General features: G+C 74.7%; 24 protein-coding genes. 7 read left to right on the top strand and 17 right to left on the bottom strand.

Translation table 11 applies throughout. The annotated features are described in order from the left end of the window. Positions 1–61: 61 nt before the first annotated feature. The 5 genes from DMP15_RS12365 to DMP15_RS12345 form a co-directional block, all read right to left on the bottom strand. Positions 62–490 (bottom strand): pyridoxamine 5'-phosphate oxidase family protein, encoded by a 429-nt coding sequence (locus DMP15_RS12365; RefSeq protein WP_073574233.1) that lies wholly within the window; start codon positions 488–490, stop codon positions 62–64. 17 nt (positions 491–507) lie between these two features. Continuing rightward, complete coding sequence (locus tag DMP15_RS12360) at positions 508–900, bottom strand: transglycosylase family protein (protein ID WP_073574234.1); 393 nt, start codon at positions 898–900, stop codon at positions 508–510. A gap of 199 nt (positions 901–1,099) precedes the next feature. Further along, positions 1,100–2,320 carry an MFS transporter gene (locus DMP15_RS12355; protein WP_304580032.1) on the bottom strand — a complete coding sequence of 407 codons (1,221 nt, stop codon included), beginning with the start codon at positions 2,318–2,320 and terminating at the stop codon, positions 1,100–1,102. Positions 2,321–2,502: 182 nt separating this feature from the next. After that, positions 2,503–3,378 carry an alpha/beta hydrolase gene (locus DMP15_RS12350; RefSeq protein ID WP_202417106.1) on the bottom strand — a complete coding sequence of 292 codons (876 nt, stop codon included), beginning with the start codon at positions 3,376–3,378 and terminating at the stop codon, positions 2,503–2,505. A 5-nt stretch (positions 3,379–3,383) separates the two neighbouring features. After that, positions 3,384–4,079 (bottom strand): DUF1275 family protein, encoded by a 696-nt coding sequence (locus tag DMP15_RS12345; RefSeq protein ID WP_337825918.1) that lies wholly within the window; start codon positions 4,077–4,079, stop codon positions 3,384–3,386. A gap of 45 nt (positions 4,080–4,124) precedes the next feature. On the opposite strand from DMP15_RS12345, the gene DMP15_RS12340 reads away from it, so the two are divergent. After that, positions 4,125–4,619, top strand: coding sequence for a hypothetical protein (locus tag DMP15_RS12340; protein ID WP_161152389.1), 495 nt, complete (start codon positions 4,125–4,127; stop codon positions 4,617–4,619). 89 nt (positions 4,620–4,708) lie between these two features. Here the strand turns inward: DMP15_RS12340 and DMP15_RS12335 are convergent, their stop codons facing one another. Beyond that, positions 4,709–5,200 carry a Dps family protein gene (locus tag DMP15_RS12335; RefSeq protein WP_161152388.1) on the bottom strand — a complete coding sequence of 164 codons (492 nt, stop codon included), beginning with the start codon at positions 5,198–5,200 and terminating at the stop codon, positions 4,709–4,711. Between the two features lie 127 nt (positions 5,201–5,327). Then, the gene (locus DMP15_RS12330) at positions 5,328–5,747 is read right to left on the bottom strand and encodes a universal stress protein (RefSeq protein WP_073574428.1); all 420 of its coding nucleotides are present in this window, start codon (positions 5,745–5,747) and stop codon (positions 5,328–5,330) included. 150 nt (positions 5,748–5,897) lie between these two features. Between DMP15_RS12330 and DMP15_RS12325 the strand changes: the two genes are divergently transcribed. The 3 genes from DMP15_RS12325 to DMP15_RS12315 are packed head-to-tail and all read left to right on the top strand — an operon-like array spanning position 5,898 to position 8,944. Further along, complete coding sequence (locus DMP15_RS12325; RefSeq protein ID WP_161152386.1) at positions 5,898–6,896, top strand: Bug family tripartite tricarboxylate transporter substrate binding protein; 999 nt, start codon at positions 5,898–5,900, stop codon at positions 6,894–6,896. Continuing rightward, positions 6,893–7,435, top strand: coding sequence for a tripartite tricarboxylate transporter TctB family protein (locus tag DMP15_RS12320; RefSeq protein ID WP_161152385.1), 543 nt, complete (start codon positions 6,893–6,895; stop codon positions 7,433–7,435). Before DMP15_RS12325 ends, DMP15_RS12320 begins: the two co-directional genes overlap by 4 nt. A 3-nt stretch (positions 7,436–7,438) precedes the next feature. Continuing rightward, a complete protein-coding gene (locus DMP15_RS12315; protein ID WP_161152384.1) occupies positions 7,439–8,944 on the top strand; it encodes a tripartite tricarboxylate transporter permease in 1,506 nt (501 codons plus the stop codon). On the opposite strand, the gene DMP15_RS12310 is transcribed toward DMP15_RS12315, so the two are convergent. The 5 genes from DMP15_RS12310 to DMP15_RS12290 form a co-directional block, all read right to left on the bottom strand. Continuing rightward, on the bottom strand, positions 8,945–9,988 hold the full coding sequence (locus tag DMP15_RS12310; protein WP_100878122.1) for an LLM class flavin-dependent oxidoreductase: 1,044 nt from the start codon (positions 9,986–9,988) through the stop codon (positions 8,945–8,947). Beyond that, positions 9,985–10,875 (bottom strand): SCO6745 family protein, encoded by an 891-nt coding sequence (locus DMP15_RS12305; protein ID WP_312888924.1) that lies wholly within the window; start codon positions 10,873–10,875, stop codon positions 9,985–9,987. The genes DMP15_RS12310 and DMP15_RS12305 overlap by 4 nt, the downstream gene beginning before the upstream one ends. 55 nt (positions 10,876–10,930) lie before the next feature. Beyond that, the gene (locus DMP15_RS12300) at positions 10,931–12,736 is read right to left on the bottom strand and encodes an NAD(P)-binding domain-containing protein (protein WP_161151295.1); all 1,806 of its coding nucleotides are present in this window, start codon (positions 12,734–12,736) and stop codon (positions 10,931–10,933) included. Between the two features lie 158 nt (positions 12,737–12,894). Beyond that, positions 12,895–13,698 carry a DUF1684 domain-containing protein gene (locus DMP15_RS12295; RefSeq protein WP_337825917.1) on the bottom strand — a complete coding sequence of 268 codons (804 nt, stop codon included), beginning with the start codon at positions 13,696–13,698 and terminating at the stop codon, positions 12,895–12,897. 49 nt (positions 13,699–13,747) lie between these two features. Continuing rightward, positions 13,748–14,575, bottom strand: coding sequence for a hypothetical protein (locus tag DMP15_RS12290; protein WP_253068726.1), 828 nt, complete (start codon positions 14,573–14,575; stop codon positions 13,748–13,750). 99 nt (positions 14,576–14,674) lie between these two features. Between DMP15_RS12290 and DMP15_RS12285 the strand changes: the two genes are divergently transcribed. The 3 genes from DMP15_RS12285 to DMP15_RS12275 are packed head-to-tail and all read left to right on the top strand — an operon-like array spanning position 14,675 to position 18,679. Next, complete coding sequence (locus DMP15_RS12285) at positions 14,675–16,546, top strand: hypothetical protein (protein ID WP_337825916.1); 1,872 nt, start codon at positions 14,675–14,677, stop codon at positions 16,544–16,546. A 47-nt stretch (positions 16,547–16,593) separates the two neighbouring features. Next, positions 16,594–17,883 carry a DNA polymerase IV gene (dinB, locus tag DMP15_RS12280; RefSeq protein ID WP_337825915.1) on the top strand — a complete coding sequence of 430 codons (1,290 nt, stop codon included), beginning with the start codon at positions 16,594–16,596 and terminating at the stop codon, positions 17,881–17,883. 49 nt (positions 17,884–17,932) lie between these two features. Further along, on the top strand, positions 17,933–18,679 hold the full coding sequence (locus tag DMP15_RS12275) for a Clp protease N-terminal domain-containing protein (RefSeq protein WP_161151300.1): 747 nt from the start codon (positions 17,933–17,935) through the stop codon (positions 18,677–18,679). Positions 18,680–18,719: 40 nt separating this feature from the next. On the opposite strand, the gene DMP15_RS12270 is transcribed toward DMP15_RS12275, so the two are convergent. From DMP15_RS12270 to DMP15_RS12250, 5 genes are read right to left on the bottom strand one after another with little or no spacing between them, the layout of a single operon-like run. Continuing rightward, positions 18,720–19,595, bottom strand: coding sequence for an FAS1-like dehydratase domain-containing protein (locus tag DMP15_RS12270; protein WP_073574245.1), 876 nt, complete (start codon positions 19,593–19,595; stop codon positions 18,720–18,722). After that, entirely contained in the window at positions 19,592–20,386 is a 795-nt protein-coding gene (locus DMP15_RS12265; RefSeq protein WP_073574246.1) for an alpha/beta fold hydrolase, read from the bottom strand. Before DMP15_RS12265 ends, DMP15_RS12270 begins: the two co-directional genes overlap by 4 nt. Continuing rightward, entirely contained in the window at positions 20,383–21,819 is a 1,437-nt protein-coding gene (locus DMP15_RS12260) for a wax ester/triacylglycerol synthase domain-containing protein (RefSeq protein WP_337825914.1), read from the bottom strand. The genes DMP15_RS12265 and DMP15_RS12260 overlap by 4 nt, the downstream gene beginning before the upstream one ends. Continuing rightward, positions 21,816–23,333, bottom strand: coding sequence for an HAD-IB family hydrolase (locus DMP15_RS12255; protein WP_100878128.1), 1,518 nt, complete (start codon positions 23,331–23,333; stop codon positions 21,816–21,818). The genes DMP15_RS12260 and DMP15_RS12255 overlap by 4 nt, the downstream gene beginning before the upstream one ends. Continuing rightward, on the bottom strand, positions 23,320–25,719 hold the full coding sequence (locus DMP15_RS12250; protein WP_073574249.1) for a glycerol-3-phosphate 1-O-acyltransferase: 2,400 nt from the start codon (positions 25,717–25,719) through the stop codon (positions 23,320–23,322). The genes DMP15_RS12255 and DMP15_RS12250 overlap by 14 nt, the downstream gene beginning before the upstream one ends. Positions 25,720–25,769: the final 50 nt, after the last annotated feature.

Here is a 25,769-nt window from a genome sequence, read left to right as displayed (position 1 = left end):
GACCATCGCACCGCGTGACGTACCGGACAGGCAAGTGGAAATCAGGCAGTGGGCCGTCCGGTCAGTGGTTCCCGACCACCCGCTCCGGCACGACGAGCACCGCGGCCCGCCGCTGCTCGGCCATCACCCGGTCGTACTCGGCCCAGTCGTCGTGGGTCCCACCGCACGCGACGAACACGTCCCGGAGGAGCTGCGGTACGTCGACGCCGTCCCGCGGGTCGTCCGGCCCGAAGATCTCGGAGCTGCCCTCGACGGCCACCCAGCGCCACCCGGCCCGCCAGTGCAGCGACGTCGCGGGTCGCGCACGCAACGCCGTCAGCTTGACGGGGCCGTAGGTGACGTAGGCGGCCACCGGGGCGCCGGTCACGGGGTGGTCGAGCACACCGGCGTTGACCAGCGAGGTGTGCGGGCGGCCGTCGGCGCGTACGACCGCCACGGTGCACAGCCCGGAGTCCTCGGCGACGATCCGCCGTACCGCGTCCAGATCCATGCGGCCAGTGTGGCGGGTCAGCGCCAGCCGAGCTTCTTGGTGCAGGCCGGCCAGGCCTTCCAGCCCTGCTCGTCCTGCACCTTCTTCGCGATCTCGATCTGCTGGGCCTTGGTGGCCTGCTCCGCGCTCGGCGCGTACTGGCGGCCGCCGAACTCCTTCCAGGTCGACGGCGTGAACTGCAGGCCGCCCTTGAAGCCGTTGCCGGTGTCGGCGTCCCAGTTGCCGGTGCTCTCGCAGTGCGCGAGCTTCTCCCAGGTGGCCGAGCGCTCGACGGACGGGGCCGACGAGGTCGACTCGGCCGCCGAGGCGGTCCCGGCGACGCCCAGCGGGGCGGCCGCCATCGCGGCGAACGCGCTGATCCGGGCGACCTGGCGGCCGGTCTCGGTGGGTTTGCGGTGTCGTCCAGCCATGGTCGTTCCTCTACCTCGGGGAGCAGGTACCGCCCGGGCCGGAGTGCGGGGAGGACCCGGAGCGGCCGACACCGTAACCACGCCGAGACCATCGGTCACAACCCGTGACACCCGCCCACCGCGGAGTACGCGACGAGTGGTCGCCTGCCCGCGTTCACCGACGGATGGGGTAACGCATACCGCTCGCGCCGTCCGCCGATCAGGCTCCGCAGGTCGGCGCGGGGACCGGTTCTCCGGTCGCGGGAACCGGCACACGGCGGCCCAGCACGGCCGCGACGACGGCCAGCAGCGCGACGACGCCGCCGTACACCAGCGCCGTGGGGCGCAGCTCCCCCAGCGTCGCGGCGACGCCCGCGACCATCGCCGGCACCGAGAACGCCAGGTAGGCCAGTGTGTAGAGGGCGGCGAACAGCTCGCCACGCTCGTGCGGGGCCGCGAGCGTGGACATCGTCCCGAACGTGGCGTAGGCGGCCGCACCGAATCCGAGCCCGGCGACGACCGCACCGACGGCGGCGAGCGCGAGCAGCCCGGTCGACACCCCGGCCAGGGTGACGACGGTGCCGGCGGCCAGCAGCCCGGCCGCCGGGACGAGCAGCGCCGACGGCACCCGCCCGCGCAGCGCGAACGCCGTCACCGCGCCGGTCCCGACGAGCGCGACGACGGTGAGCCCGCCGACCAGGTGGTCGTGCACCCCGAACACCTGCGCGACGACCGAGCCCCCGAGCGACAGGTAGAGCCCGCCGAGCGCCCAGCTGGCCAGCAGGATCGGCACGATCGCGACGAAGCCGGCCCGCACCCGTGGCGGCACCCCGACCCGCGGCCGCAGCGACCCGAGCGCCCCGGGCCGACGGTCGATCGTCTCCGGGATCAGCGCGACCAGCACGGCGGCCAGGACCAGGCCGGCGACCAGCAGCGCCCAGACCAGGCGGGTCGGGGCGGGCGCGTACTCGACGAGCAGGCCGCAGCCGAGCGCACCGAGCGCCAGCCCGGCGAGCGGAGCGGTCCCGTTGATCGCACCCGCCCGGTCCGGCCGGTCACCGCGGGCGGCGAGGTCGACCAGCGTCGCGGGCAGCGTCGCCGTCGCCGCACCGGTCGCGACGCCCTGGACGACGCGCGCGACGAGCAGCCAGCCGACGCCGTCGGCCAGCAGGAACAGCACCAGGGACACGACCTCCAGCGCGATCGCACCGAGCAGCACCGGCTTGCGTCCGATGTGGTCGGACAGCGACCCGGCCACGAGCAGGGCGGCGATCAGCGCGAGGACGTAGACCGCGAACACCGTGGTCAGCGTGAACTCGGTGAACGCGAACCGCTCCTGGTAGACGACGTAGAGCGGGGACGGCGCGGACGACGCGGCGAGGAACCAGACGAACGTCGCTGCGACGACGGCGAACGCCACCGGCGGGGACAGGCGGGGCACGGTGCTCCTCGGGTCGGACGGCCTACTGAGCATCGGCAACGACCGGCCCGGGGCCCGCATTCCCACGCCGCTGCGTGGCCGGCCACCCCCACCCCGCCCGGGCTGCTCCCAGGGTCACCCTCGTAGCCCTCTAAGCCACGAAAGTGCCCCTGGGGGCAACCCCGGGGTGAGGGCGCACCGGGTCAGGCCAGGGCGGCGCGCAGGGCTGCTCCCGCCTCGTCGAGCAGGGCGCGGCTGTCGTCGACCGCGGCACCGAACTGCAGGAACCCGTGGATCATGCCCGGCGACTCGCGCAGCTCCGTCTTCACGCCCGCGGCGTTCAGCGCCGCGGCGTAGGCGGCGCCCTGGTCACGGAGCGGGTCGAACTCGGCGGTGACGACCAGCGCGGGCGGCAGCCCGGACAGGTCGGTGGTGCGGGCCGGGGACATGCGCGGGTCCAGGGCGTCCTGCTCGCCGGTGAGGTAGTGGCCCATGAACCACTCCATCCAGGCGACGGTCAGGAGCGGGCCCTGGGCGTTCTCGGTCATCGACGGGCTCTGGTCGGCGGCGTCGACGGCCGGGTAGACCAGCAGCTGGAACCGCAGGGCGGGGCCGTGGTCGCGGGCGTGCTGGGCGACGACGGCCGACAGGTTCCCGCCCGCGGAGTCGCCACCGACGGCGATGCGGGACGGGTCGCCGTCGAACTCCGCGGCGTGGGCGTGCACCCACTCCAGGGCGGCGACGGCGTCGTCGACGGCGGCCGGGAACCGGTGCTCGGGGGCGAGCCGGTAGTCGACCGCGACGACGACGGCGCCGGACCGGTTGGCCAGCGACCGGCAGACCGGGTCGTGGCTGTCGAGGTCGCCGATCACCCAGCCGCCGCCGTGGTAGAAGACCAGGACCGGGAACGGGCCGGTGCCCTCGGGCGTGTAGATGCGCACCGGTACGTCGCCGGCGCGGTCGTCGCGGACCGCCGCGACCGGCTCGGGCGGACCGGACACCGCGGCCATCTCCCGGATCATCGCGCGGTTCTGCGCGACGGTCATGGTCTCCGGCGGCGCCCCGCCCTGTTCGGCCATGAGGTTCAGGAGGGCTTCCACCTGCGGGTGCAGCGGCACGGTCGTGCTCCTTCGACGTCGTCGTCCTGCGGGGCGGAGGGCCCCACCGGATCATCCTGCACCCGCCGGTCCCCGACGGCACGGACCACGACCGCGGCCGCGGCGAGCAGTGCCGCCAGCGCCGGGACGACGGCCGGCAGGTGCGCCAGCGCCAGCCCGCCGGCGACGGCGCCGAGCACGATCGCCGCGAGCTGGCGCAGCGCCGGCCACCGCCGCCCGTCGCCGGTGGCCAGGTCGGACACGGCGCCGGTCAGCGTGCCGGTCATGTAGGTCGTGGACTGTCCGAGCAGCTGCGCGACGCTGCTCTGCCCGCCCATCGCCAGTGCGGCACCGGCGAGCAGCGGGAGCGTCGCGCCCGGGGCGAGCGGCCAGGCCACCGCGAGCACGACGAGCACCACCAGCTCGGCGACGAGCGGGACCGACACCGCCGTCGGCCACCGGCGGCGCAGCAGCGACCACAGCGCGACGCCGACGACGAACCCGGCCACCGCGACCGCAGGCGGCAGCAGCCGGGCCGGCTCGGCGACGGCGAGGGCGTGCCCGGCCGTCACGAGGTTGCCGGTGACGACACCGGCGAACGCGCCGCCCAGTGCGACCACGGCCCAGACGTCCGCCACCCCGGCGCACGCGGCCAGCAATGCGGGGACCACCGCACGGTTCACCGCGTGGTCCTCCCGCGGCGGCGGCGCCGGTGGCACGCTGGGCGGGTGCAGCTGCGTGCGACCTCCACCCCGGCGGGCCTGCTCCGTGTGCGCTACGAGGTCACCGCCGACGGCCGGGCCGTCACCGGGTGGAGCGCGCGGGCCTGGCACTCCCACCGGGACCTCGTCATCGACGGACACCCCTACGCGCTGCGGTCGGAGGGGATCGCCCGGTTCGCGCTGGAGGGCGACATCCGGGCGCACATCCAGCGATCGGTCGACCACCCGGACGGGCCGCTCTCCCGCCCGCGGTGGACCGTCGAGCTCGGCGACCTGACCTACCGGCTCACCGGTTCGGGGATCGGGCGCCGCTTCGCCCTGCTCACCACGGCCGACGCGGTCAACGAGGCCGGGCGGGTGTGGCGGACCGGCGGGCTACGGCCGTCCTACGGTGCGGACCTCCCCGACGCCCTGCCCCTGCCGGTCGGGGTGTTCGTGCTCTGGGCGGCGATGGCGATCTGGCGGGCCACGGTCACCGCGGCCGCGACGGCGGTGCGCTGAGCCGGCCCCGGACACCACGCCCCCGGACACACGACGGCCCCGGACGTCGTGGTGGGGACGCCCGGGGCCGGTGGTCGTGCGGGTGCTGCTCAGACCTCGCCGCGGTAGCCGGCGGCCTGCGCCTGCCACATCCAGCGGGCCTCCTCCAGCGCGCGGCCCAGCTCGATGAGCAGGTCCTCGGTGAGCGGGTCGGCCTTGCCGGCCTGCTCGATGCGCGGACGCAGCCGGTCGACGGCGGCGTCGACGGTCGCCGAGATGGTGAGCACGGTGTCGGAGTCGGACACGTAGCCCGCCGGGTACTCGGGCAGCCCGGTGTCGCGGCCGACGGTCTTCGCGCGACCGTCGGGGGCGACGCCGATCGCGGCGGCCCGCTCGGCGACCGAGTCTCCGTGCTCGCGGGCCAGGTCGACGAGCTCGTCGAGGTGCAGGTGGATGTCGCGGAACTGCCTGCCGACGAGGTTCCAGTGCGCCTGCTTCGCGACCAGGGACAGGTCGACGAGGTCGACGAGGGTCTCCTGCAGCACGCCGCCGGTGATGTCGGTGGCGCCGCTGTCGAGCGGGCTGGTGATCGGGGTGGCCATGGTGCCCACCGCTCCTTCCGATGTCGGTTCGGGACGTACCGGGAGTGCCCCGCCCTCGGGACGCCCACACCCGTTCGTGATCCGTCCGACACCCGGTGAGGCGCGCCTGACCTGGGGAAAGCCGAGCCTACGAGCGCGCCGCGTGGGTCACGAGGACCGGGATCGGGGAGTCCAGGATGATCCGCTGCGCGGTGCTGCCGGTGAGCAGCTTGCCGACCGGGCTGCGCCGCCTCACCCCGACCACGAGCAGCTGCGCGTCCTCCTGCGCGGCCAGGTCGAGGATCGCCTCGGCGGGGTCGCCGCCGTCGTCGACGACGCGCACCGCGGTGGTCGGGTCGCCCTCGGCGCGCAGCCCGGCGAGCCGCGACCCGATGGTCACCTCGAGCGAGGCGTGGTCGTGGGTCCCGGTGCCGTCGGCGTCGAACAGCTCCTGGCGGCCGGTGGCCAGCACCGTCAGCGGGGCGCCCCGCAGCCGGGACTCGCGGACCGCCAGGTCCAGGGCGGCGTCGCCCTCGGGCGTCGGGCCGTAGGCCACACAGATCGTCATGTCGCTCCCCATCAGGCGTTCGCGGACGGGACGGAGACTAACCACGCCGAACGGACATACCGGAGAAAAGTTCGTTGTGGTCACAGAGATCGTAGAGTTTCCGATCCGGACCATGGAGGACGGAGCGGACGTGTGCCAACGTCTGCCCCCATGCCACGACGGCAGGTCATCGCAGCCCTGGGAATCGTCCTCGTCGCCGCACTCGCGGTGACCGCCTTCGCCGACGCCGCCCGGTCCGGGGAGGGACAGGCGGCGCGCTCCAACCTCACCCTCATCGCCCCCGCGGCCGCCGGTGGCGGCTGGGACCTGGTCGCCCGCGAGGCGCAGCAGGCCATGCGCACCGGGAACATCGTGAACACCGTGCAGGTGGTCAACATCCCCGGTGCCGCCGGGACCATCGGCCTCAACCAGCTCGCCGGTCTCGCCGGCGAGGAGACCACCATGATGGTCACCGGCACCGTCATGCTCGGCGGGATCAGCCAGTCCGGCAGCGCGCTCAGCCTGCAGGACACGACGCCGATCGCCCGGCTCGCGGAGGACTTCGAGGTCGTCGCGGTCCCGGCCGAGTCACCGTTCCGCACGCTCGACGACATGCTCACCGCCTGGGCCGCGAACCCGGCCGCGCTACCGATCGGCGGCGGCTCGGCGGGCGGTATCGACCACATGGTCGCCGCCCAGCTCGCGCAGGCCCGCGACATCCCCGTCGAGCGGATGGTCTACACCCCGCACCCCGGCGGCGGCGAACTCACGCTGAGCCTGCTGTCGACCGCGGCCGGCACCGTCGGCGTCGGGATCTCCGGCTACAACGACTTCCGCGACCTGGTGGAGTCCGGGCAGCTGCGGGTGCTGGCCGTCGTCGCGCCCGAACGCCTGCAGGGCGTCGACGCCCCGACCATGGACGAGCTGGGCATGCCCGAGGTCGACCTCGTCAACTGGCGCGGGCTCGTCGCCCCCGCCGGGATCACCCCCGAGGCCCGCGCGGAGCTGGAGCAGATCGCCCGCGAGATGGTTGGGACCGAGTCCTGGGGCGAGGCCGTGACCCGCAACCGCTGGGTGCGCAGCGAGACCTACGGCGAGGACTACGACCGCTACCTGGTCTCCGAGCAGTCCCGCATCGACGACCTTCTGAAGGAGCTGGGGCTGGCATGAGCGGCCGTCCTGCACACCTGTCCCGGGGCGCGCTCGTCGTGCCCGCGATCCTCGCCGCGCTGGGGGTCTTTCTGACCTACGGCACGCTGACCATGCGGGTCGTCGGCGACGGCGGCCTGTTCGGTCCGACCACCATGCCGTGGATCGTCGCGATCCTGTGCTACGTGGTCGCGGCGCTGCTGGCGTTCGACATCCTGCGGCCACGGCCGGAGTTCGACGCCCCGGCCCCGGTCCCGGCGGCCACCGGTGACGGCGACGTCGAGGGCGCCGCCGGCGGGGACGCGCCGGCCGACACCGGGGTGAACGCCCCGGCCGTGCTGACCGCGGTCGGCGGCGTGGCCGCGTTCATCGTCGTCCTGCCCTACCTGGGGTGGATCCTGTCCGCGACCGGGCTGTTCGTCACCGTCGCCGCCGCCCTGGGCAACCGGCGCTGGCCCGCGATGGCGCTCGGCGGGCTCGCCGTGTCCTCGGCGGTCCAGGTCGTGTTCAGCATGCTGCTCGGGATCTCGCTGCCCGCCGGCTTCGTCGGAGGGTTCTGACCCGTGGAACAACTGACCAACCTGCTCGGCGGCTTCGCCGACGTCCTCAGCCCCTCCGCGCTGCTGTTCGTGTTCCTCGGTGCGCTGATGGGCACCGCGGTCGGGGTCCTGCCGGGGCTGGGCTCGGCGATGGCCGTGGCGCTGCTGCTCCCCCTCACCTTCGTCCTCGAGCCGACCAGTGCGCTGATCATGTTCACCGGCATCTACTTCGGTGGCCTGTTCGGTGACTCCATCGCCGGGTTCCTCATGAACACCCCCGGCAACTCGACCGCCATCGCAAGCACCTTCGAGGGGCATCGGATGGCGCTGCGCGGCAGGGCCGCCCAGGCGCTGGCCACCGGCGCGATCGGCGCGTTCATCGGCGGCATGGTCGCCTCGGCGCTGGTGGTGTTCTTCGCCCCGACCCTCGCCCGGCTCGCCACCGGGTTCGGCCCCGCCGAGTTCCTCGCACTCGCCGTGTTCGCCTTCGTCGCGATCTCCGCCGTCGTCGCCGACTCCGCGATCCGCGGCGTCGCCGCGCTCGCGATCGGCCTGACCCTCGCCCTGGTCGGGATCGACCAGCCGACCGGCACACCCCGGTTCTCCTTCGGCTTCTCCCCGCTGCTCGACGGCGTCTCGATCGTCGTGATCACGGTGTCGCTGCTGGCGCTGGGCGAGGTGTTCAGCCAGGCCGCGAAGGTCGGCCGGGCCGAGGAGACCAGCGCCGTCATGCCGACCGGCCGATGGTGGCTGTCGAAGGCCGAGTTCCGCCAGGCGCTGCCCGCGTGGCTGCGCGGCACCGCGATCGGCGTCCCGTTCGGTGTCATCCCGGCCGGTGGCGCCGAGGTGCCGACGTTCCTGGCCTACGGGACCGAGCGCAGGCTCGACCGGCGCAAGGCCGAGCCGACCTTCGGGAAGGGCGCCATCGAGGGCGTCGCGGCGCCGGAGGCCGCGGGCAACGCCACCGCGGGCACCGCGATGGGCGCGCTGCTCGCGCTCGGCCTGCCCACCTCCGCGACGGCGGCGATCCTGCTCGCCGCGTTCCAGCAGTACGGCCTGCAGCCGGGCCCGTTGCTGCTGGAGCGCTCCGGGGACATCGTGTGGGCACTGCTCGCCGGGTTCTTCCTGGCGATGATCGTGCTGCTGATCCTCAACCTGCCGTTCGCGCCGCTGTGGGCGCAGCTGCTGCGGGTCCCGAAGTCCTACCTGTACGCGGGCATCGCGGTGTTCGCCGCGTTCGGCGTGTACGCCTCCGGGGCGAGCCAGGTCGACCTGGTGATCATGCTGGTGGTGGGTGTGCTCGGGCTGGCGATGCGGCTCTACGACATCCCCGTCGCGCCGGTGCTGATCGCGGTGATCCTCGGGCCGCTGGCGGAGTACTCGCTGCGCGACGCGATGGGCAACTCCGACAACGACCCGGCGGTGCTGGTGTCGAGCCCGATCACCGTGGTGCTGTACCTGCTGCTGCTGGCCGGCCTGGTCTGGACGGCGTGGCGCCGAATCGCCGAGAAGCGCGCCGCCGACGTGTGATCACCCCGCGGCGCGGGCCAGCTCCACGGCCCGCGCCAGGGTGGTGAGGCGCTCGTCGAGGGTCTCCCCCGCCGGGTAGAGCCGGACGGTGCCGACGCCGGCGGCGGCCCAGTCCCGCAACCGCGCGGCGACCCGTTCCTCGGTGCCGACCAGCGTCGTCCCCAGCACCATCTCGTCGGTCACCAGGGCCGCGGCGCCCGCCCGGTCCCCGCCCTGCCAGGCGGCGCGGACGGCGTCGGCCCGCTCGCCCCAGCCCTGGCGGCGGTAGGCGTCGAAGTAGAAGTTCCGCTCCGCGGTGCCCATCCCGCCGAGGCTGAACGCGATGCCGGGGCGGCGGGCGTCGACCATCGCCGCCTGGTCGGCCTCGTCGGTGGCGAAGGCGACCTCGGCGCCCTGGCAGACCTCGATCGCGGACCGGTCCCGCCCGGCGGCGCGCAGACCGGTGTCGAGGTGGGCGAGGTAGGCGTCGGCACCCTCGGGGACGAAGCTCGTGCCCAGCCAGCCGTCGGCGACCCGCCCGGTGAGCTCCAGCATCCGCGGGGACAGCGCGGCGACGAACACCGGCAGGTCCGGCACCGGCGTGGTCGACAGCCGCATCGGGCGGCCCTGTCCGCCGGGCAGCGGGATCGCGACGGTCTCGCCGTCGTAGGCGATGCGCTCCCCCGCGCAGGCGGCCCGGACCACCTCGATCGTCTCGCGCAGCCGGGTGAGCGGGCGGGCGAACGGCACCCCGTGCAGGCCCTCGATGACCTGGGGGCCGGACGGGCCGAGCCCGAGCAGGAACCGTCCCTGCGACATGTCGTGCAGGGTCAGCGCGGCCTGGGCGATCGCGACCGGCGAGCGGGTGCCGACCTGGATCACCCCGGAACCGAGCCGGATGCGTCCGGTGCGGGCGGCGAGGTAGCCCAGCGCGGACGGCGCGTCGGACCCCCACGCCTCGGCGACCCAGCAGTCGTCGAGGCCCAGCTTCTCGGCCTCGACGACGAACTCGACGGTCTCGCGCCAGTCACCGCCGGAGGCCTCGACCGTCGTGGCGGTCCTCACCGGCCGTCCCGGACGAGCCCGACCGGGCCGTGTACGGGCACGTCCCCGGCGGCTAGCACCGCCGTCGCCATCGGCGCCAGCAGCGCGGCGAGCTCGGCGGTCCGTTCCGGGCCGAGTGCGCCCCACGGGCGGGCGGCGGCCCGGTCGGTGAGCCGTTCGATCTCGTCGTGCTCGTCGGCGCCGGCGGCGGTGAGCGCGCCGGTGGCGTCGACCCAGCCGCGGGCCCGCAGGTCCTCCGCGCCGGCCGCCCAGGCGTCCGGGTCGACGCCGCGGGCGGTGCGCAGCCACTCGCCGTCGGTCTCCCCGGCGGCGATCTTGAGGTGGTGCGCGGCGACCGGGCCGACACCCCGCGCGACCAGGACCGCGACGTGACCGTCCCCGCGGTGCTCGCGCAGCGTCGTCGTCGCCTGCCAGAGGGTCTCGAGGTCGCCGTCGGGGCGGGGCAGCGCGGCGTTCGCAGCGGCGAGGACGCGGCCGTCGACGTCGACCTCCCCGGCGGCGGCCCAGGCGAGCTCCGCGGCCCGGTGCAGCGCGGCCGGGTCGGCGGCCGGGCCGGCGCCGTCGAGCCCGGACCGGCGCAGCGCGGCGGCGGAACCGGCGAGCCGGGCCGCGAGCGCCCCGTCGGGGGACCCCGGCGACCAGACCCCGGGCAGCGCACGGGCGACCATCGACGGGTGGAAGCCGTGGAACGCGGCCGTCACCGGAGCCGCGCCCACCGGCCCCAGCGGGGCGGCGCGCATCGCGAAGTAGCCGCGCCAGAACCCGCGGAACCCGGCCGCCTCGGCGGCCGCCCGCGCCTCGGGGGCGAAGTACACGACGTCGTGGACCGGTTCGAGCTCGGCCCACAGCGCCCGCGCGGCCTGCACCGCGATGTCGGGGACGGTCACCACCGCACCGTAGTGCGGCGGTGACCGTCCCCGACAGGTCTCTCCCGCTCGGCGGTCAGGAGAGGTGGTGGCGCTCCTGCAGCGCGTAGACGGGGGTGTCGATGCCCGCCTCACGCGCCTTGAGCTGCAACGCCAGGTACAGCGAGTAGAACCGGCTCTGGTGCAGGTTGCCGCCGTGGAACCACAGGTTCTGCTGCTGGGTGGGCTTCCACATGTTGCGCTGCTCGCCCTCCCAGGGACCGGGGTCCTTGGTCGTGTCCGAGCCCAGGCCCCACACCTTGCCCACCTTGTCCGCGACGTCCTGGCCGACGATGTCGGCGGCGAGGCCGTTCATCGACCGGTAGCCGGTCGCGAACACGACGAGGTCGGCGTCGAGCTCGGTGCCGTCGGCGAGCCGCACCCCCTTCTCGGTGAACTCCTGCATCTGCCCGCGGACCAGCTTCACCTTGCCGTCGGCGACGAGCTCGGCGGCACCGACGTCGATGTAGTAGCCCGAGCCACGGCGCAGGTACTTCATGAACAGGCCGGAGTCGTCGTCGCCGAAGTCCAGCTCGAACCCGGCCTCCTCCAGCCGCCGGTAGTAGTCCGCGTCGACCTCGCGGGCCTTGTCGTAGGCGGGCTTCTGGAACGTGTGCATGATCCGGTACGGCAGCGACGCGAAGATCATGTCGGCGGTGTGGGTGTCGACGCCCGCCTTGACCGCGCGCTCGGAGTAGAGGTCCCCGAGGCCGTACTCCATCAGCGTGTCGGACTTGATGATGTGGGTGGACGAGCGCTGCACCATGGTGACGTCGGCGCCGACCTCCCACAGCGAACCGCAGATGTCGAACGCGGAGTTGTTCGACCCGATGACCACGACCTTCTTGCCCCGGTAGGCGTCCGGGCCGGGGTGCTGCGACGAGTGCTGCACCTCGCCCCGGAACTGCTCCCGGCCCGGGAAGTCGGGGATGTTCGGCTTGCCGGAGACGCCGAGCGCGATCACGAGCTGGCGCGGGCGCAGGGTGATCTGCTCGCCCGCCTTGTCGACGACGACGCTCCATCGGCCGGACGCCTCGTCGAACTCGGCGCTGCGCGCGGTGGTGGAGCCCCAGTAGTTCAGCTCCATGATCCGCGTGTAGAACTCCAGCCAGTCGCCGATCTTGTCCTTCGGCGCGAACACCGGCCAGTTGTCCGGGAACTTCAGGTACGGCAGGTGGTCGTACCAGACCGGGTCGTGCAGGGCGAGGCTCTTGTAGCGCTTGCGCCACGAGTCGCCGGGCCGCTCGTTGCGCTCGACGATGATCGTGTCGACGCCGAGCTGGCGCAGCCGGGCGCCCAGCGCGATACCGCCCTGGCCGCCGCCGATGATCACGACCTCGGGGTCGCGGGTGCGCCCCAGCTCGGCCAGCTCGGCCTCGCGGCGCTCCTTCCAGGTGACCCGGTCCGGGTTGGCGCCGTGTTCGGTGCCGAACGGCCGGTTCTCGCCGCGGGGCTCCTCGTGCCCCTTCAACTCGTCGAGGGTGGTGAGGAACGTCCAGGCCTTCCCGTCGACGAGGCGGGCGTGCCCGGAGCCGCGCCCGACGGCGGTCTCGAAGGTGAACCACACGTCGGTGACACCGCCGGCCTCGGTCGGCTCCGCAGAGATCTCCCAGTGCGACGGGTCGGTCCCGTCGAGGGTGTTCTCGAGCAGGTCGCGGACGCCGTCGTGGTGCTCGACGGTCTTCAGGTTCCAGGTGAACGCGACCAGGTCGCGCCAGTAGCTCTCGTCGGCGAACAGCGCGACGGCGCGGTCGATGTCGCGGGCGGACAGGGCGTCGGCGAAGGCGGTGAGCCAACCCTCCGCGGTCGTGCGTGCGGCGGACTTCTCCTGCGTCGTGGTCACGGGCACCTCCTGCGAGCGGTTCGCCACGACCGGGGCGGCGCTCGCCGTCCTGCCGCGGTCGTCGGGGCAACGGAGGTGAGTGAACACCACCCGCGTGATCCACGACACCGGTTGCGGGGAGGTTGCAACTCCCCCTCACCGCGGCAGGACCGGGGGCCTCAGGCGAGGTCGGGCCGCAGCGGGCTCTTCTCCCCCGCCTCGACGGCCACGTCCAGGGTGTTTCCGGCGGGCGGCAGCGGGCAGGTGGCGTGGGCGGTGAACGCGCACGGCAGGTTCACCACCCGGTTCAGGTCCACCTCCAGCGTCCCGTCCGGCGCCGGGTCGTCGGTTCGCAGGATGCGGCCGCCGCCGTAGGTGGTGTCCCCGGAGGTGGCGTCGCGGAAGTGCAGCGACAGGCCGCCGTCCTTCCCGGCCAGCGCCACGAGCCGCTGCGGAGCACCGGCCCAGGTGAACGCGACCTCGCCGACCGCGGTCGGGAAGTGCTGCACCCCGGCGACGACGGCGTCGACCGTCACCGTCCGCGGCGCGTCGTAGGGCGTGAACACGGCGTCGACGACGGCGGCCGGGTCGTAGGGCCAGGCGGGTACCCCGGTGAACGCGGTCCGGGTGCGGGCCTGCGGGTCGCGCACGCGCAGCGCCCACGCGTCGGTGCGCCGCGCGATCTCGACCACCCGCTCCCCCACGGTGACCATCACGCCGGGGGCGCCGTCGACGGGCCGGACGTGCGCGGTGCCGTCGAGCGGGCCGGTCGCGCCGGGCAGCACGATCCCGTCGTCCGCGACGGCGGTGACCGCGACCTCGTCGGGACCCGCGGCGCGCCAGGTCCCGGGCAGCCCGGGGACGGCACCGTCACCGTCGTCGAGCCAGTGCAGCGCGGTCAGGGACAACCAGCCGTGCGGCTCGCGGAGGGTCTGCTCGCGCGCGGTGCGCCACGCGTCGTGGGCGGTGAGGGTGCTCGTCATGTGGGGGCAACACCACAGCCGGGCGGAGGTGTTCCCCCGGGGCCGCGGCTCAGTGCACGCGGCGGCGGACCGACTCCGGGTCCGGGCGGGTCAGCGCGACCACCCCGCCGAGCGCGACGAGGACCCCGGCCAGCGCCGCCCCCTCCCAGCCGGGCCGGATCCGGTCGCCGAGCAGCGCGATCCCGACGAGACCGGGCACGACCACCTCGGTCACCGACAGCACCGCCGTCGCCGGGCCGACGGCGCCGTCCTGCAGGGCGCGGGCGAAGGCCAGCACCCCGAGCACCCCCATCGCGACGACGCCGTACACCAGCGGGTCGAGCAGCAGGTTGCCCGCGGTCTCCCATCGGAGCGGGCCGGGGTGGATCGCGCGGACGGCCAGCGCGGTCCCGCCGAAGCCCAGCCCGGCCAGCAGCGCCAGCAGCATCGGCCGTCCGGCCCGCCACACGAACGGGGCGGCGGCCAGGATCACCACGAACGACACCAGCAGGACCGGGGTGGCCACGGGGGGCAGCGCGTCCGGGCGGTCCGGCGCGGCGCTCGCGGCCACCACGACCAGCCCGGCCAGCACCGCGACGACCGCCCACCGGTCGCGCCGGATCAGGTTCCACGGGTTCCAGTCGTGGTCGGCCAGTGTGGTCAGCGCGATCGCGCCCGCCAGGATCGACTGCACCGCGAAGACCGGCAGGTACCGCAGCGCGACGACGGTGAGCACCCAGGCCACGACGTCGGCGAGCAGCCCGGCCAGGAACCACGGCTGGAGCCACACCGGGCGCCCGTACTTCGCCAGCCGGCTGCCGCGGGCCTCCCAGAGGGCGGCGACGGTGTTGCCGACCATCGCCGTCGCGGCGATCAGCAGGGCGAACAGTGTGGTCATGTCCGGGCCCATCCTGCCCGCCCGCGGCACGACCTGCTCCGGACACGCCGATCGGCGCCCGTGGGTGTGTGGCCGGTGCCGGGCGTGCACACTCGGCCCATGCGCATGCGGTTCGGCCCGGACTCCGACGACGAGTTCCACGCGGCCGCCCAGGAACTCCTCGACGGGTTCGCGGCGTGGCTGACCGAGAACGAGGTGGTCGCCGAACCGATGTCGGCGGAGCTGCTGCTGCAGTACAAGTGGCTCGCCGGCGACGGCGATCTCGCCGACTGGCCGCTGGAGCACGTCGAGACCTTCCTCGACGGCTGGTGCCCGCACATCGTGCTGGAGCACCGGCTGCCGGTGCGGCTGGTGCCCGCCAGCGTCGCCGCGTTCGTGGAGTTCCTCGACGAGCGCGGGCTGCTCGCCCCGGGCTCGCCGCGGCCGTCGCAGGTGCGGCGACTGTGCGGCGAGTACGTCGAGGAGTACGACGAGCTGGAGGCCGGGGCCGGGTCGCCGCTGCTCACCGAGCTGGGTGACGACCCGGACCCGGTGCGGATCCCCTCGCCCGCCGACCGGGCGGCGTCCGCGGCGCAGGCCCGGATCCTGCACGACGCGCGGGCGCTGGCCGGCTGGTGCGGCCCGCGCGGCCGGTCCCTGACCGCGACGGGCAACCTGCGCCTGGCCGACGCCCGCGAGCTGGTCGGTCTGCTCGGCACCGGCGACGAGCCGGACCGTGTCGTCCGCCTCGACCGTTCGACCCGGCTGCGGACCCTGACCTGGGTGCTGGAGACGAGCGTGCGCGCCGGCGCGGTCCGGCGGGAGTCGGGGCGGCTGGTGGCGGTGCCGCGCTTCGCCGGGCTGGACGACACCTCCGCCCACGAGGACCTGGTGCTCGCCGCCCGCGAGGTGGGCGCGCTGTCGACGGGCTGGCCGCACGTCGCCGCCGAGGACACCGTGGACCCGGACCTGCCCGTCCGGGAGGCCGCGCCGACCCCGGTCGACGACACCGCACCCGACGCGGACGTGGTGTTCACCGGTGAGATCGACGACGAGGCGATCGAGGCGCTGCTGCGCGCCGAGGAGGGTCCGCCGTCGGAGGACGCGACCCCGGCCCTGCTGTTCCTGCTGCGCCACGTCGACGACGGCGTCGACCACGACGACCTGCGCCACGCCCTGGACGTGCTGCTCGACTGGACCGAGGACGCCGACGGGGACGCCGACGTCGCCTCGCTCCGGACCGCGACGCTGCTGGAGCAGCTGGAGCGGCTCGGGATGGTCGCCTGGACCGGGTCGAGCCACGAGCCCGACGGGGCGGAGGAGGTCCGGGTCGGCGGCATCGTGCAGCTCACCCCGGGCGGGGTCGCGTGCGCGCTGCTGCTGCTCGCCGCGGAGGACCTGCACTACCCGACCCGGCCGGACCCGGCGGTCGCCTCGGCCGCGGAGATCGTCGAGCTGGCCGGGGAGGTCCCGCCCGACGAATGGCGCCGCGACATCGACGCCTGGCACGCCGCGCAGCCCGATCCGGCGCGGGCGGTGGCCGAGTTCGTGGCGGCGGCGCTCGCGCCGGGCCAGCCCCTGCTCGTCGCCCTCACCGCGACCGGCGTGGCCGCGGACCGCTTCGGCGCCGAGGCCGTCGACACCCTGCTGCACGACCACCTCGACGGCCCGCACCGCGGCATGGTGGCGCGCCGGCTGGTCGCGCGCGGAGAGCTCGACGTCGACGCCGTCGAGCCGGAGCTGCTTCTCACCGCCTCGATCGACGTGCTGGCCGTCGCGCTGGACACCGTCGACGCCGAGGACTGGCCGGACGCGTTCGCCGCCGAGTTCCCGCCCGAGACCCTCGAGGTGTTCGACGCCGTGTGGCAGCTGGACCACCCGCGGGTCGGCGAGGTGCTGGCCGCGCTCGGCGAGCACCACCCGGACGCCGCGGTGGCCAAGGCCGCACGCCGGGCCCGGGAACGCTGGCGCAGCCGGACCGGGGGCGCCTGAGCCGTCGGGCGCAGCCGCTCGCCGCGGACCCCGCCGCATGCGAACATGTGTTCGTGCGCGGCCTGGCCACCATCCTGCATGCCGACCTGGACTCGTTCTACGCGTCGGTCGAGCAGCGCGACGACCCGCGCCTGCGGGGGCGGCCGGTGGTCGTGGGCGGCAGTGTCGTGCTGGCCGCGAGCTACGAGGCCAAGGCGCACGGCGTGCGGACCGCCATGAACGGCCCCCAGGCGCGGGCGCTGTGCCCGCAGGCGATCGTCGTCCCGCCGCGGATGGCGGCCTACTCCGAGGCGAGCCGCCGGGTGTTCGCGCTGTTCCGCGACACGACCCCGGAGGTCGAGGGGCTGTCGATCGACGAGGCGTTCCTGGAGGTCGGCGGGCTGGCGAGGATCGCGGGCACGCCCCGGGAGATCGCCGCGCGGCTGCGCGAGCGGGTGGCCCGGGAGGCGGGGCTGCCGATCAGCGTCGGCGTGGCCCGCACCAAGTTCCTCGCCAAGGTGGCCAGTGGGGCGTCGAAACCGGACGGGCTGCTCGTCGTCGACCCGGCGCGGGAGCGGGAGTTCCTGCACCCGCTGCCGGTGCGCAGCCTGTGGGGCGTCGGGGCGGTGACGGCGGGGCGACTGCACGAGGTGGGCGTGCGGACCGTCGCCGACGTCGCCGCGCTCGGCGAGGCCGCGCTCGTGTCCTACCTGGGGCCGGCCGCGGGACGGCACCTGCACGCGCTCGCGCACCTGCGGGACTCCCGCCCGGTGGACACGCACCGGACACGCCGCTCGATCGGGTCGCAGCGGGCCCTGGGTCGCCACCCGCGCACCGACACCGAGCTCGACGGCATCCTGGCCTCGACCGTCGACCGGCTGGCCCGGCGCCTGCGCGCCCCCCGCGGGTCCGACCGCGACGAGCCGGACGAGACCGTCGACATCGACGGCCCGTCCGTACCGCGCGACGCGGGTGGGGCCGCGACGGGCGGCCGGGTCTGCCGCACCGTCGTGCTGCGGGTGCGGTTCGGCGACTACGCACGGATCACGCGGTCGCACACGCTGCCGGTCGCGACCGCGCACACGCCGACGATCCTCTCCGCCGCCCGCCGGCTGCTGAGCGACGCCCTTCCCGAGATCCACGCCCGCGGCATCACCCTGCTCGGCCTGTCGCTGACCAACCTGGACCGCGACGACGCCCTGCAGCTGGAGCTTCCCCTCGACGCCCACACCGGTCCGGCCCTGGACACCGCGCTCGACGCCGTCCGGAGCCGGTTCGGCTCGGCCTCGGTCGGCCGCGCCAGCCGCCTCGGCCACGACGAGGGACTGCAGGTGCCCCTGCTGCCCGAACACGAGTGATCGTCAACCCGCGGTTGACGAACAACCGTCGTCAACTTACGGTTGACGCATGACGTCACCGACACCCCTGGGGGGCACCGTCCGCCTCGACGACCTCATCCACGCCATCACCTCGGTCCACCAGGACCCGCTGGAGCAGCTCTCCGACGCCGTGCTCGCCGGGGACCACCTCGGCGAGGTCGCCGACCACCTGATCGGCCACTTCGTGGACCGGGCCCGCCGGGCCGGGGCGTCGTGGACCGACATCGGCCGCAGCATGGGGGTCTCCAAGCAGGCCGCGCAGAAGCGGTTCGTCACCCGTCCGGACGCCCCGGAGAACATGGCGCAGGGCTTCGAGCGGTTCACCCCGCGGGCCCGCAACGTCGTGGTCTCCGCGCAGAACGAGGCCCGTACGGCCGAGAGCGACCGGATCACCCCGGCGCACCTGGTCCTCGGGCTGCTCGCCGAGCCGCAGGGGCTGGCCGTCGCGCTGCTGACCGGGCTGGGGACCGACACCGCGGCACTGCGCGAGACCGCCGTCGCCGCGCTCCCGGAACGGGCGACGACGGTGCCCGCCCTGATCCCGTTCGACCCGGCCGCGAGGAAGGCCCTGGAGCTGACCTTCCGGCACGCACTGCGGATGGGGCACAACTACGTCGGGACCGAGCACGTCCTGCTCGCCCTGCTGGAGCAGGAGGACGGCGACGGTGTCCTGACCCGGTCGGGCGTCGACGGTGAGCGGGTGGAGCAGGCCGTCACCGAGGCGATCGCCGCGATGACCGGGGGCGGGGCAACGACCGGGGCCGGGGAGAGCTGAGGACGGAGCCGTGGTGCACCGGGGCAGGAGCCGGGCAGGCTCAGGTCGCGAGCTCGATGCTCCCCCGCACCGACTCCGGTGCCCCGTCGGACCCGGCCGCGACGTCGATGCGGTCCCCGTCCGGGGTCCCGCCGACCCAGACGTCGGCGCCGGCGAAAGCCGGTGCGGTGAGGCGGTACTCGAAGCCGCGCACGAACGCCGTCGGGCGGTGGCGGCGCGCGATCTCCAGGCCGAGCAGGGCGAACAGCGGGCCGTGCACGACCAGGCCGGGGTAGCCCTCGACGCCGGTGACGTAGGGCAGGTCGTAGTGGATGCGGTGGGTGTTGTAGGTCAACGCCGACATCCGGAACAGCAGCTCCGGGCCGGTCGGCACGGTGAAGGCCCACTCGTGCTCCGGGCGCGGCGCCGGGTCCGGCGCGACCGTGCCCCGGACGGTGCCGGCCGGCTGCGAGCGGTAGACGATGTCCTGCTCCTCGACGCAGAGCAGCGTGTCGCCGCGGCGGAACTCCGCCCGCGTCGTCACGAACGCCATCTCGCCGCTGCGGCCCTGCTTGACCCGGACCGGGCCGAGCTCCTGGCGGCGGGTCACCGGTTCGCCGACCCGCCACGGGGCGTGCCAGGTCAGGCGTCCGCCGGCGAACATGCGGCGCCGGTCCGGGACCGGCGGCAGGAAGTGGCCCTCGCGGGGGTGGCCGTCGTCGCCGAGCGCGGACATCGGCGGGGTGTCGAGGAAGGCGAGCCAGTGCCACAGCGGCGGGAGCGGGTCCCCGTCGGCGGCGACCGGGTCGAGGTCGAGCAGCCCGGAGAACGCGGCGACCGACCACGGGGTGACGGTGTCGGTGCCGACGAGCGGTCCGGGGGCCCAGCCGTCGAGGGCGGCGGAGAGGTCGGCGGGGGCGTTGCCGGGGCCGGTCACGACGCGACCTGGTAGCGGGTGTGCTGCAGGATCGTCCAGGCCACCAGCGCCGGGTTGTCCACCATCGGCACGTGGCCCACGCCGGGGAGCACGACCAGCTCGGCGCCGGGGACGGCGTCCATCAGCGGGCGGCCGTAGCGGCCGTAGGGGATCGTGCGGTCGGAGCCGGCCCAGGCGACCCGCACCGGGCAGGGCAGCTGCTCGAACGGTGTGATGGCGGTGTCCATCCGCGCCGCGGACAGCAGCGGCTCCAGGATGGTGCAGCCGGCGAGGTCGTCGAACAGCTCGGCCACCTCGTCGGCGGTGTAGCGGTCGGCGTGCTCGGCCACGGTGAGCAGGAGCAGCCTGCGGATCGCCCCGCACGAGGCCAGCGTGCGCATCGGCGCCCACCCGGCGAGCAGTGCCCCGAGCCGGAACACCACGAGCAGCCGGTACAGGTCCGAGGGCACCGACCAGGCCCCGGCCGGGGACAGCCCGACGACCGAGCGGGCCCGGCCGCGGCGGGCGAGCTCCAGCGCGGCCCAGCCGCCCAGGGAGTTGCCGACCACGTGCGGCCGTTCCGGCACACCCAGCGCGTCGAGCTCCTCGACCAGGGCGTCGACCATCAGGTCCATGCTGAACTCGCCCTCGGGCATCGACGGGCCGTCGAGGTGCCCGGGCATCGTGACCGCCCAGACCTCGTGGTGCTCCTCCAGCATGGGCAGCAGCGGCTTCCAGGCCCGCCAGGAGGAGGTCATCCCGTGGAGCAGCAGCAGCGGCTCCCCCGAGCCGCCGACGTGGTGTGCGCTCATCCGACGATCATGGGCTCGGCGGCCCCGGGCTGCAGCGCGAGGACCTCCGCGAACCCTCCGGCCAGGCAGCGGGCGAACTCCTCGCGGTCGGTGATCGCGGCCGCGTCGATGTTCGCCCCGACGCAGCACAGGTCCCCGTGGGTGACCACCGAGATCATCGCCGCGCAGCCGGGCAGCGGCGCGAACGGGTAGACGCGGTCGATCCGGGCGCCGCACAGGAACGCCTCGGACCGCAGTCCCGGCACGTTCGACGCCTGCAGGTCGTTGCCCTGGGTCGAGCCGCCCGCGACCAGGGTCAGCAGCGGGCCGGGCAGCCGGGCCAGCAGCGGCGCGACGACGTCGGGGCTCTCCAGCGCGGGCTCGGAACGGGCGGCACGCATCTGTTCGGACACCTCCCGGATCCGCCGGGCCGGGTCGGCGACGCCCATCGGCGCGGCGAGCCGGGCCGGTGCCCAGCGGTTGCCGCCTGCGGCGTCGCCCTCCCTGCGCACCGACACCGGCACCGAGGTGCGCAGGGTCGCGTCGCCGGTGACCGGGTGTCCCATCGCCTCGTGGTAGAGCCGGAAGGCGCCCAGTAGGGACGCGACGAAGGCGTCGTTGAACGAGCCGCCCACCGACTTGCCCGCCGCCCGCAGGTCGGCGAAGTCGACGTCGAGCGCCACGAACCGCCAGGACATCCCCCGCGGTCGCAGCAGCTCCGAGGCACCGCCGGGCGGCGGGGACAGCACCCGCAGCGCCGAGTCGAGGTAGCGGGCGGTGTCGCGGGCCGCCGACAGCGGGTGGGTGAGCGCGCCGACGACGTCGCGGGCGGCACGGGCGGCCGCCGGGACGATCCCGGCCTCGCGGCGGACCAGCCGGTCGACCTCGGCGAGCGGGTCGGGCGAGGTCGGCTCGGGCGCGACGGGCTGCGGCTTGGTGTCGTCGTGCTCGCGCTTGCGGCTGTGCAGCTGCGACAGGAGCTGGACCACGCCCATGCCGTCGGTGAGCACGTGGTGCAGCTTCAGCAGGAACGCCGCACGCCCGCCGGGCAGCCCCTCGACGAGCATGGCCTCCCACGGCGGACGCTCCCGGTCGAACGGGGTCATCATGAACTGCTCGGCGATCGGGGACAGCTCCGCCCAGAAGCCCGGTCCGGCGCCGGGGATCCGCACCCGGCGCAGGTGGTAGTGGAGGTCGAACTCGAGGTCGTGGATCCAGTACGGCGTACCGAGCCCGCCCAGCGGCTCCCGGATGCGCTCGCGGAAGCGCGGGACCATCCGCGTCGCCCAGTCCACGGCGGCGACGAGCCGGTCCCAGTCGGGCTTGGCGTCGAGCAGCTCGACGGCCAGGACCGGGGACCGGAAACGGGGGTCGTCGCCCTCGGCCCGCCACATCATGACCTCGAACGGCGACATCTCGCGGGCCGAACCCCAGCCCGCCGGGGAGTCGCTCATGCCGGGTCCTCCTGGCTGTGGTCGCTGCGGTCGTACTGCTGGGCGATGCGGCGCTCCGGCCACGCGGCGAGCGTGTCGAGGAACCGGCCGCGGACCTCCTCGGCGTACTTCCCGGCGTCCTCGGGGACCCAGGACGAGGTGTCCACCGGAGGCAGGACGGCGACCTGCACGGTCCCGCCGCGCAACGTCTGGGCGCCGCGCCACATGATCTCCCCGGCGTTGCGGATGACCACGGGCACGATCGGCACCCCGGCCTGCATCGCGATGTGGAACGCGCCCTTCTTGAACGGGCCGAGCCGGGGCGTCGGCGAGCGCGTGCCCTCCGGCGCCATCGCGAGGGAGATCCCCTCGTCGCGCAGCTTGTCGACGGCCGGCTGCAGCGCCGCGCGGGCGGCGCGGGAGTTGGAGCGGTCGATGAACGCGACGTCGGCGGCCCAGAACAGCTGCCCCCACACGGGGATCTGCGCGGCCTCCTTCTTCGCGACGCCGGTGAAGCTCTCGCGCAGCAGCTTCATCAGCACCGGCACGTCGAACTTGGACTGGTGGTTGAACACGAACACGCACGGCCGCGCGGAGTGCAGGTACTCCGCGCCGGTCACCTCGACGTCGATCCCGGCGAGCCCGAAGGCGACGTCGGCGCCGACCGAGCCGGCCATGTCGACGAACCGGCGGCGCGAGCCGTGCAGCAGCCCGGCCCCGGCCGCGGCGGCCAGCCCGCCGGCCATGCCGCCGTAGAAGACAGCCGTGCGGGCGACGTCGGTGACGCTGGGGAACAGCCCGCCGCGGGGTGCGCAGTCGAGCACCGGCCATCCCCGCTCGCCGGCGAGCGCGCGCAGCGAGTCGGTCGGTGACACCGCGACCGCGTGGCCGACGGCGGACAGGAACTCCGCGTCCTCGGTGCCGTTGGCGTAGCCGAAGCAGCCCGCCAGGTCGACACCGTGCGCGGCGGCGTCGGCGCGGACCGCCTCGGCCTTGCCGGTGCCCCACAGCGAGGTGCCCGCGACCCGGCCGGTGAGCACGCCGTCGTGCACCTCCAGCTCGGTGCACAGCACCCGGTCCGCGCCGAGCTCGTCGGCCATCGGCTGCACCTGGAACCGCGTCGCCGAGGACGCCATCACGACCTGGTGGCCCTGCTCCTGGTGGGCGGCGACCAGCTCCCACACCTCCGGGTGCAGCGAGCCCGCGATCTCGTCACGGAACAGCGTCCGCCCGAGGGCGTGGAGCTCGTCCTCGCTGCGGCCCTTCCAGGTCGCGAGCGTGATGGAGAGGAACTCCTTGAAGTCGTCGTCGGTGCGGATCCCGCGCATGCCCGACAGCACGGTGCGCACCATCTCGACCGGCCCGACGTCGAACTCGCGCAGCCGTTTGCGGTAGAAGGCCCCCGCGGAGTAGCCGTCGATGACGGTGCCGTCGTAGTCGAAGTACGCGACCGTCCCCGGTCCCGGCTCCGCCTCCCGGATGGCCCGGAGCCGGTCCCGGGTGTCCCCGGCCGGCGTCCCGTCAGCTGGCGACACCCGTATCCCCTTCCGCACGCTGTTTCGCCCCGGAGGGCGGGACCACCGGCGACGCCGGGGCCGCCTCGGGCGCCGTCGTCCCGCCGGAGCCGAGGACCACCTCGAGGCGGGCGCGCTGCAACTCGCCCAGCCGTCCCAGATCCTGGATCACCGCGGTGACCTCCGTCAGCCAGGCGGCGCGCCGCTCCCCCAGTGACGCTCCGGCCGCGCCGGACTCCGGCTCGCCGAGCAGGTCGCGGTTGCCGGCCTGGCGCACGGCGGTGGCGTACAGCTCGCGCGACACCGAGTCGGCGCGGTCGAGCCGCTGCTGCAGCAGCATCTGACGGCCGACGCCGAGGCAGTCCTCCAGGAACTCCTTCTCCTCGGCCATCGGCTCCTCGCCCAGCGCGACCAGCCGGTCGGCGACGACGAGCTGGGCGTCGAGGAACGACCGCAGCACGCCCGGCGCGACCAGCAGCGGAGCCTGGCGGAGCACACCGCGCACGTCGGCCGGGTCGGCCGCCCGGGTCCGCCACTCCGGGTCGACCAGGTCCAGCTCGCCGATGATCTCGGCGCGGAACTCACGGCGGGTGGAGAAGAAGAACTCGAACTTGAGCAGGTCCCGCAGCCGGGCCAGCTCGCGCCACGCGACCTCGACGATGTCCTCGTCGGGGGCGGCGTCGCCGACGCGCAGCAGCGCGATCTCCAGCATGGCCCGGTTGAGCAGGTGGTGCAGCGCGCCGTTGCGGTAGAACGCGGCGACGTGGTGGCGGCCGGTGCTGACGGCGAAGACCGGCTCGGTGCCGCCGTCGTAGACGGTGACGACCCCGGCCTCGGCGAGCCGGTCGAGGGTCATCCGCAGGCCGTGCCGGGTCCGCAGCTCGGCGATCGGCACCGGGATGCCGCGGGCCTCCAGGTAGTCCGCCAGCGGCGCGACGACCTCCCGGACCTGCTGCAGGGTCAGCGCCCGGTCCTGCGCCCAGAGCAGCGCGAACGTCGCGAGCGAGGTCGCCGTCGCCGGGGTGACGCGGTTGATGCCCGCACACACCCGGAAGGCGACCTTCTCCAGCTGGGCCCGGCCGGGGCCGGCGTCGTCGAGCGCACGGCGCAGCGCGAACGGCTCGGCGAAGCGCACCCGGGCGGTGCCGATGTGGCGGCGCTGGTCGCGGAAGTAGCCGTAGAGCCAGCCCAGTCCCTCGGCCTTCTTCTGCCCGCCGCGCTGCTCGGCGGCCATCGCGCCGACCTCGTGCAGCTGGTCGTAGACGATGGACACCGGGACGAGCACCGCGTCGAGCTCGGGGCGTTCCTCCAGCGCGGACACCAGGTAGCGCAGCAGCCCGATGCGGGGCTTGCGCAGCTTGCCGGTGCGGCTGCGGCCGCCCTCGATGTACCACTCCAGGTTGAAGCGCTTGGCGAGCAGATGCCCCAGGTACTCCTGGATCGCGGCCTTGTAGACGGTGTCCCCGCCGAAGGTGCGGCGGATGAACACGATCCCGGCGCGGCGTCCGAGCGACCCCATCGGCCAGAACGACAGGTTGTTGCCGCCCAGGACGTGGTTGCGCGGGAAGTTGCGGTCGTGCAGCACCTCGGCGAACAGCAGGGGGTCGGCGTAGGAGCGGTGGCTGGGCAGGAACACCAGCGCGTGCTCCTTGTTCAGCTCGCGCAGCCGTTCCAGCCCGGACTCGTCGACCTGCACGTCCCAGGCCTTGGCGTGCATCGGCCCCATCATCGCCCGGAAGAGGTCGATGGCGGGCGGGCTCTGCACGGCGGCCATCTCGTGCAGACAGGACTCCAGACGCTGCTCGACCTCGGTGGCGGGGCTGCCGGTCTGGTGCGCGAGCCGCTCGACCAGGGCCGGGAACCGGGCCGAGGAGGTGATCTGCTCGACCATCCGGCGCGGCACCTTGTAGCGGTCGCCGAGGATGCGCCGCTCCGCGCGGTCGCAGGCCAGCACGGCCTGGCGGGCGACGAACCGGGTGAAGCCGTTACTGCCCGGCCGCCCGCTCTCCTGGGCGACGAACCGCGACACCAGGTCGGCGACGGTCGCCGGCTCCCCCGCCACGACGCGCGCCGCATCCGGGCGGTGCCGGGCCATCGACGGGTGCAGCGGCGACCACGCCATCCGCATCACCGCCGACGTCGCGAGCCCGGTGAGCTTGCGGACCGGGCCGCCGTCCTCGGGCTCGGGGGTCACCCAGGCCACGCGGGCCGGGACGATCACCGTGTCGTCGCCGTGCAGGGCCTCCCCCAGTGCGGACGGGACCTCGCCGTTCGGCCCGATCCCGACGACCGCCGAGCCCGGGTGCTGCTCCTCGGCCCAGCGCCGCAGGATGCCGCGTTCGGTGTGCGACCGGGCCTGGGTCACCACGACCTCGCGTCCGCCGCCGGTGAGGTCGTCGGTCGTCATGGAGCCCCCCGTCGGCATGCCCCGCCGCGGTGCGGCGCCTGCGGGGGTCA

Origin of the sequence: Pseudonocardia sp. UM4_GMWB1, assembly GCF_017312155.1 — a bacterium.
In the GTDB taxonomy this organism is placed as follows: domain Bacteria; phylum Actinomycetota; class Actinomycetes; order Mycobacteriales; family Pseudonocardiaceae; genus Pseudonocardia; species Pseudonocardia alni.
This window is presented reverse-complemented; position numbering and strand designations above follow the sequence as displayed.

Excerpts from the sequence above, each read along its gene's own strand:
- DMP15_RS12365 (WP_073574233.1), bottom strand. The coding sequence starts at position 490 with ATGGATCTGGACGCGGTACGGCGGATCGTCGCCGAGGACTCCGGGCTG.
- DMP15_RS12360 (WP_073574234.1), bottom strand. The coding sequence starts at position 900 with ATGGCTGGACGACACCGCAAACCCACCGAGACCGGCCGCCAGGTCGCC.
- DMP15_RS12350 (WP_202417106.1), bottom strand. The coding sequence starts at position 3,378 with ATGGCCGAACAGGGCGGGGCGCCGCCGGAGACCATGACCGTCGCGCAG.
- DMP15_RS12335 (WP_161152388.1), bottom strand. The coding sequence starts at position 5,200 with ATGGCCACCCCGATCACCAGCCCGCTCGACAGCGGCGCCACCGACATC.
- DMP15_RS12330 (WP_073574428.1), bottom strand. The coding sequence starts at position 5,747 with ATGACGATCTGTGTGGCCTACGGCCCGACGCCCGAGGGCGACGCCGCC.
- DMP15_RS12325 (WP_161152386.1), top strand. The coding sequence starts at position 5,898 with ATGCCACGACGGCAGGTCATCGCAGCCCTGGGAATCGTCCTCGTCGCC.
- DMP15_RS12320 (WP_161152385.1), top strand. The coding sequence starts at position 6,893 with ATGAGCGGCCGTCCTGCACACCTGTCCCGGGGCGCGCTCGTCGTGCCC.
- DMP15_RS12295 (WP_337825917.1), bottom strand. The coding sequence starts at position 13,698 with ATGACGAGCACCCTCACCGCCCACGACGCGTGGCGCACCGCGCGCGAG.
- DMP15_RS12290 (WP_253068726.1), bottom strand. The coding sequence starts at position 14,575 with ATGACCACACTGTTCGCCCTGCTGATCGCCGCGACGGCGATGGTCGGC.
- DMP15_RS12285 (WP_337825916.1), top strand. The coding sequence starts at position 14,675 with ATGCGCATGCGGTTCGGCCCGGACTCCGACGACGAGTTCCACGCGGCC.
- DMP15_RS12275 (WP_161151300.1), top strand. The coding sequence starts at position 17,933 with ATGACGTCACCGACACCCCTGGGGGGCACCGTCCGCCTCGACGACCTC.
- DMP15_RS12265 (WP_073574246.1), bottom strand. The coding sequence starts at position 20,386 with ATGAGCGCACACCACGTCGGCGGCTCGGGGGAGCCGCTGCTGCTGCTC.
- DMP15_RS12260 (WP_337825914.1), bottom strand. The coding sequence starts at position 21,819 with ATGAGCGACTCCCCGGCGGGCTGGGGTTCGGCCCGCGAGATGTCGCCG.
- DMP15_RS12250 (WP_073574249.1), bottom strand. The coding sequence starts at position 25,719 with ATGACGACCGACGACCTCACCGGCGGCGGACGCGAGGTCGTGGTGACC.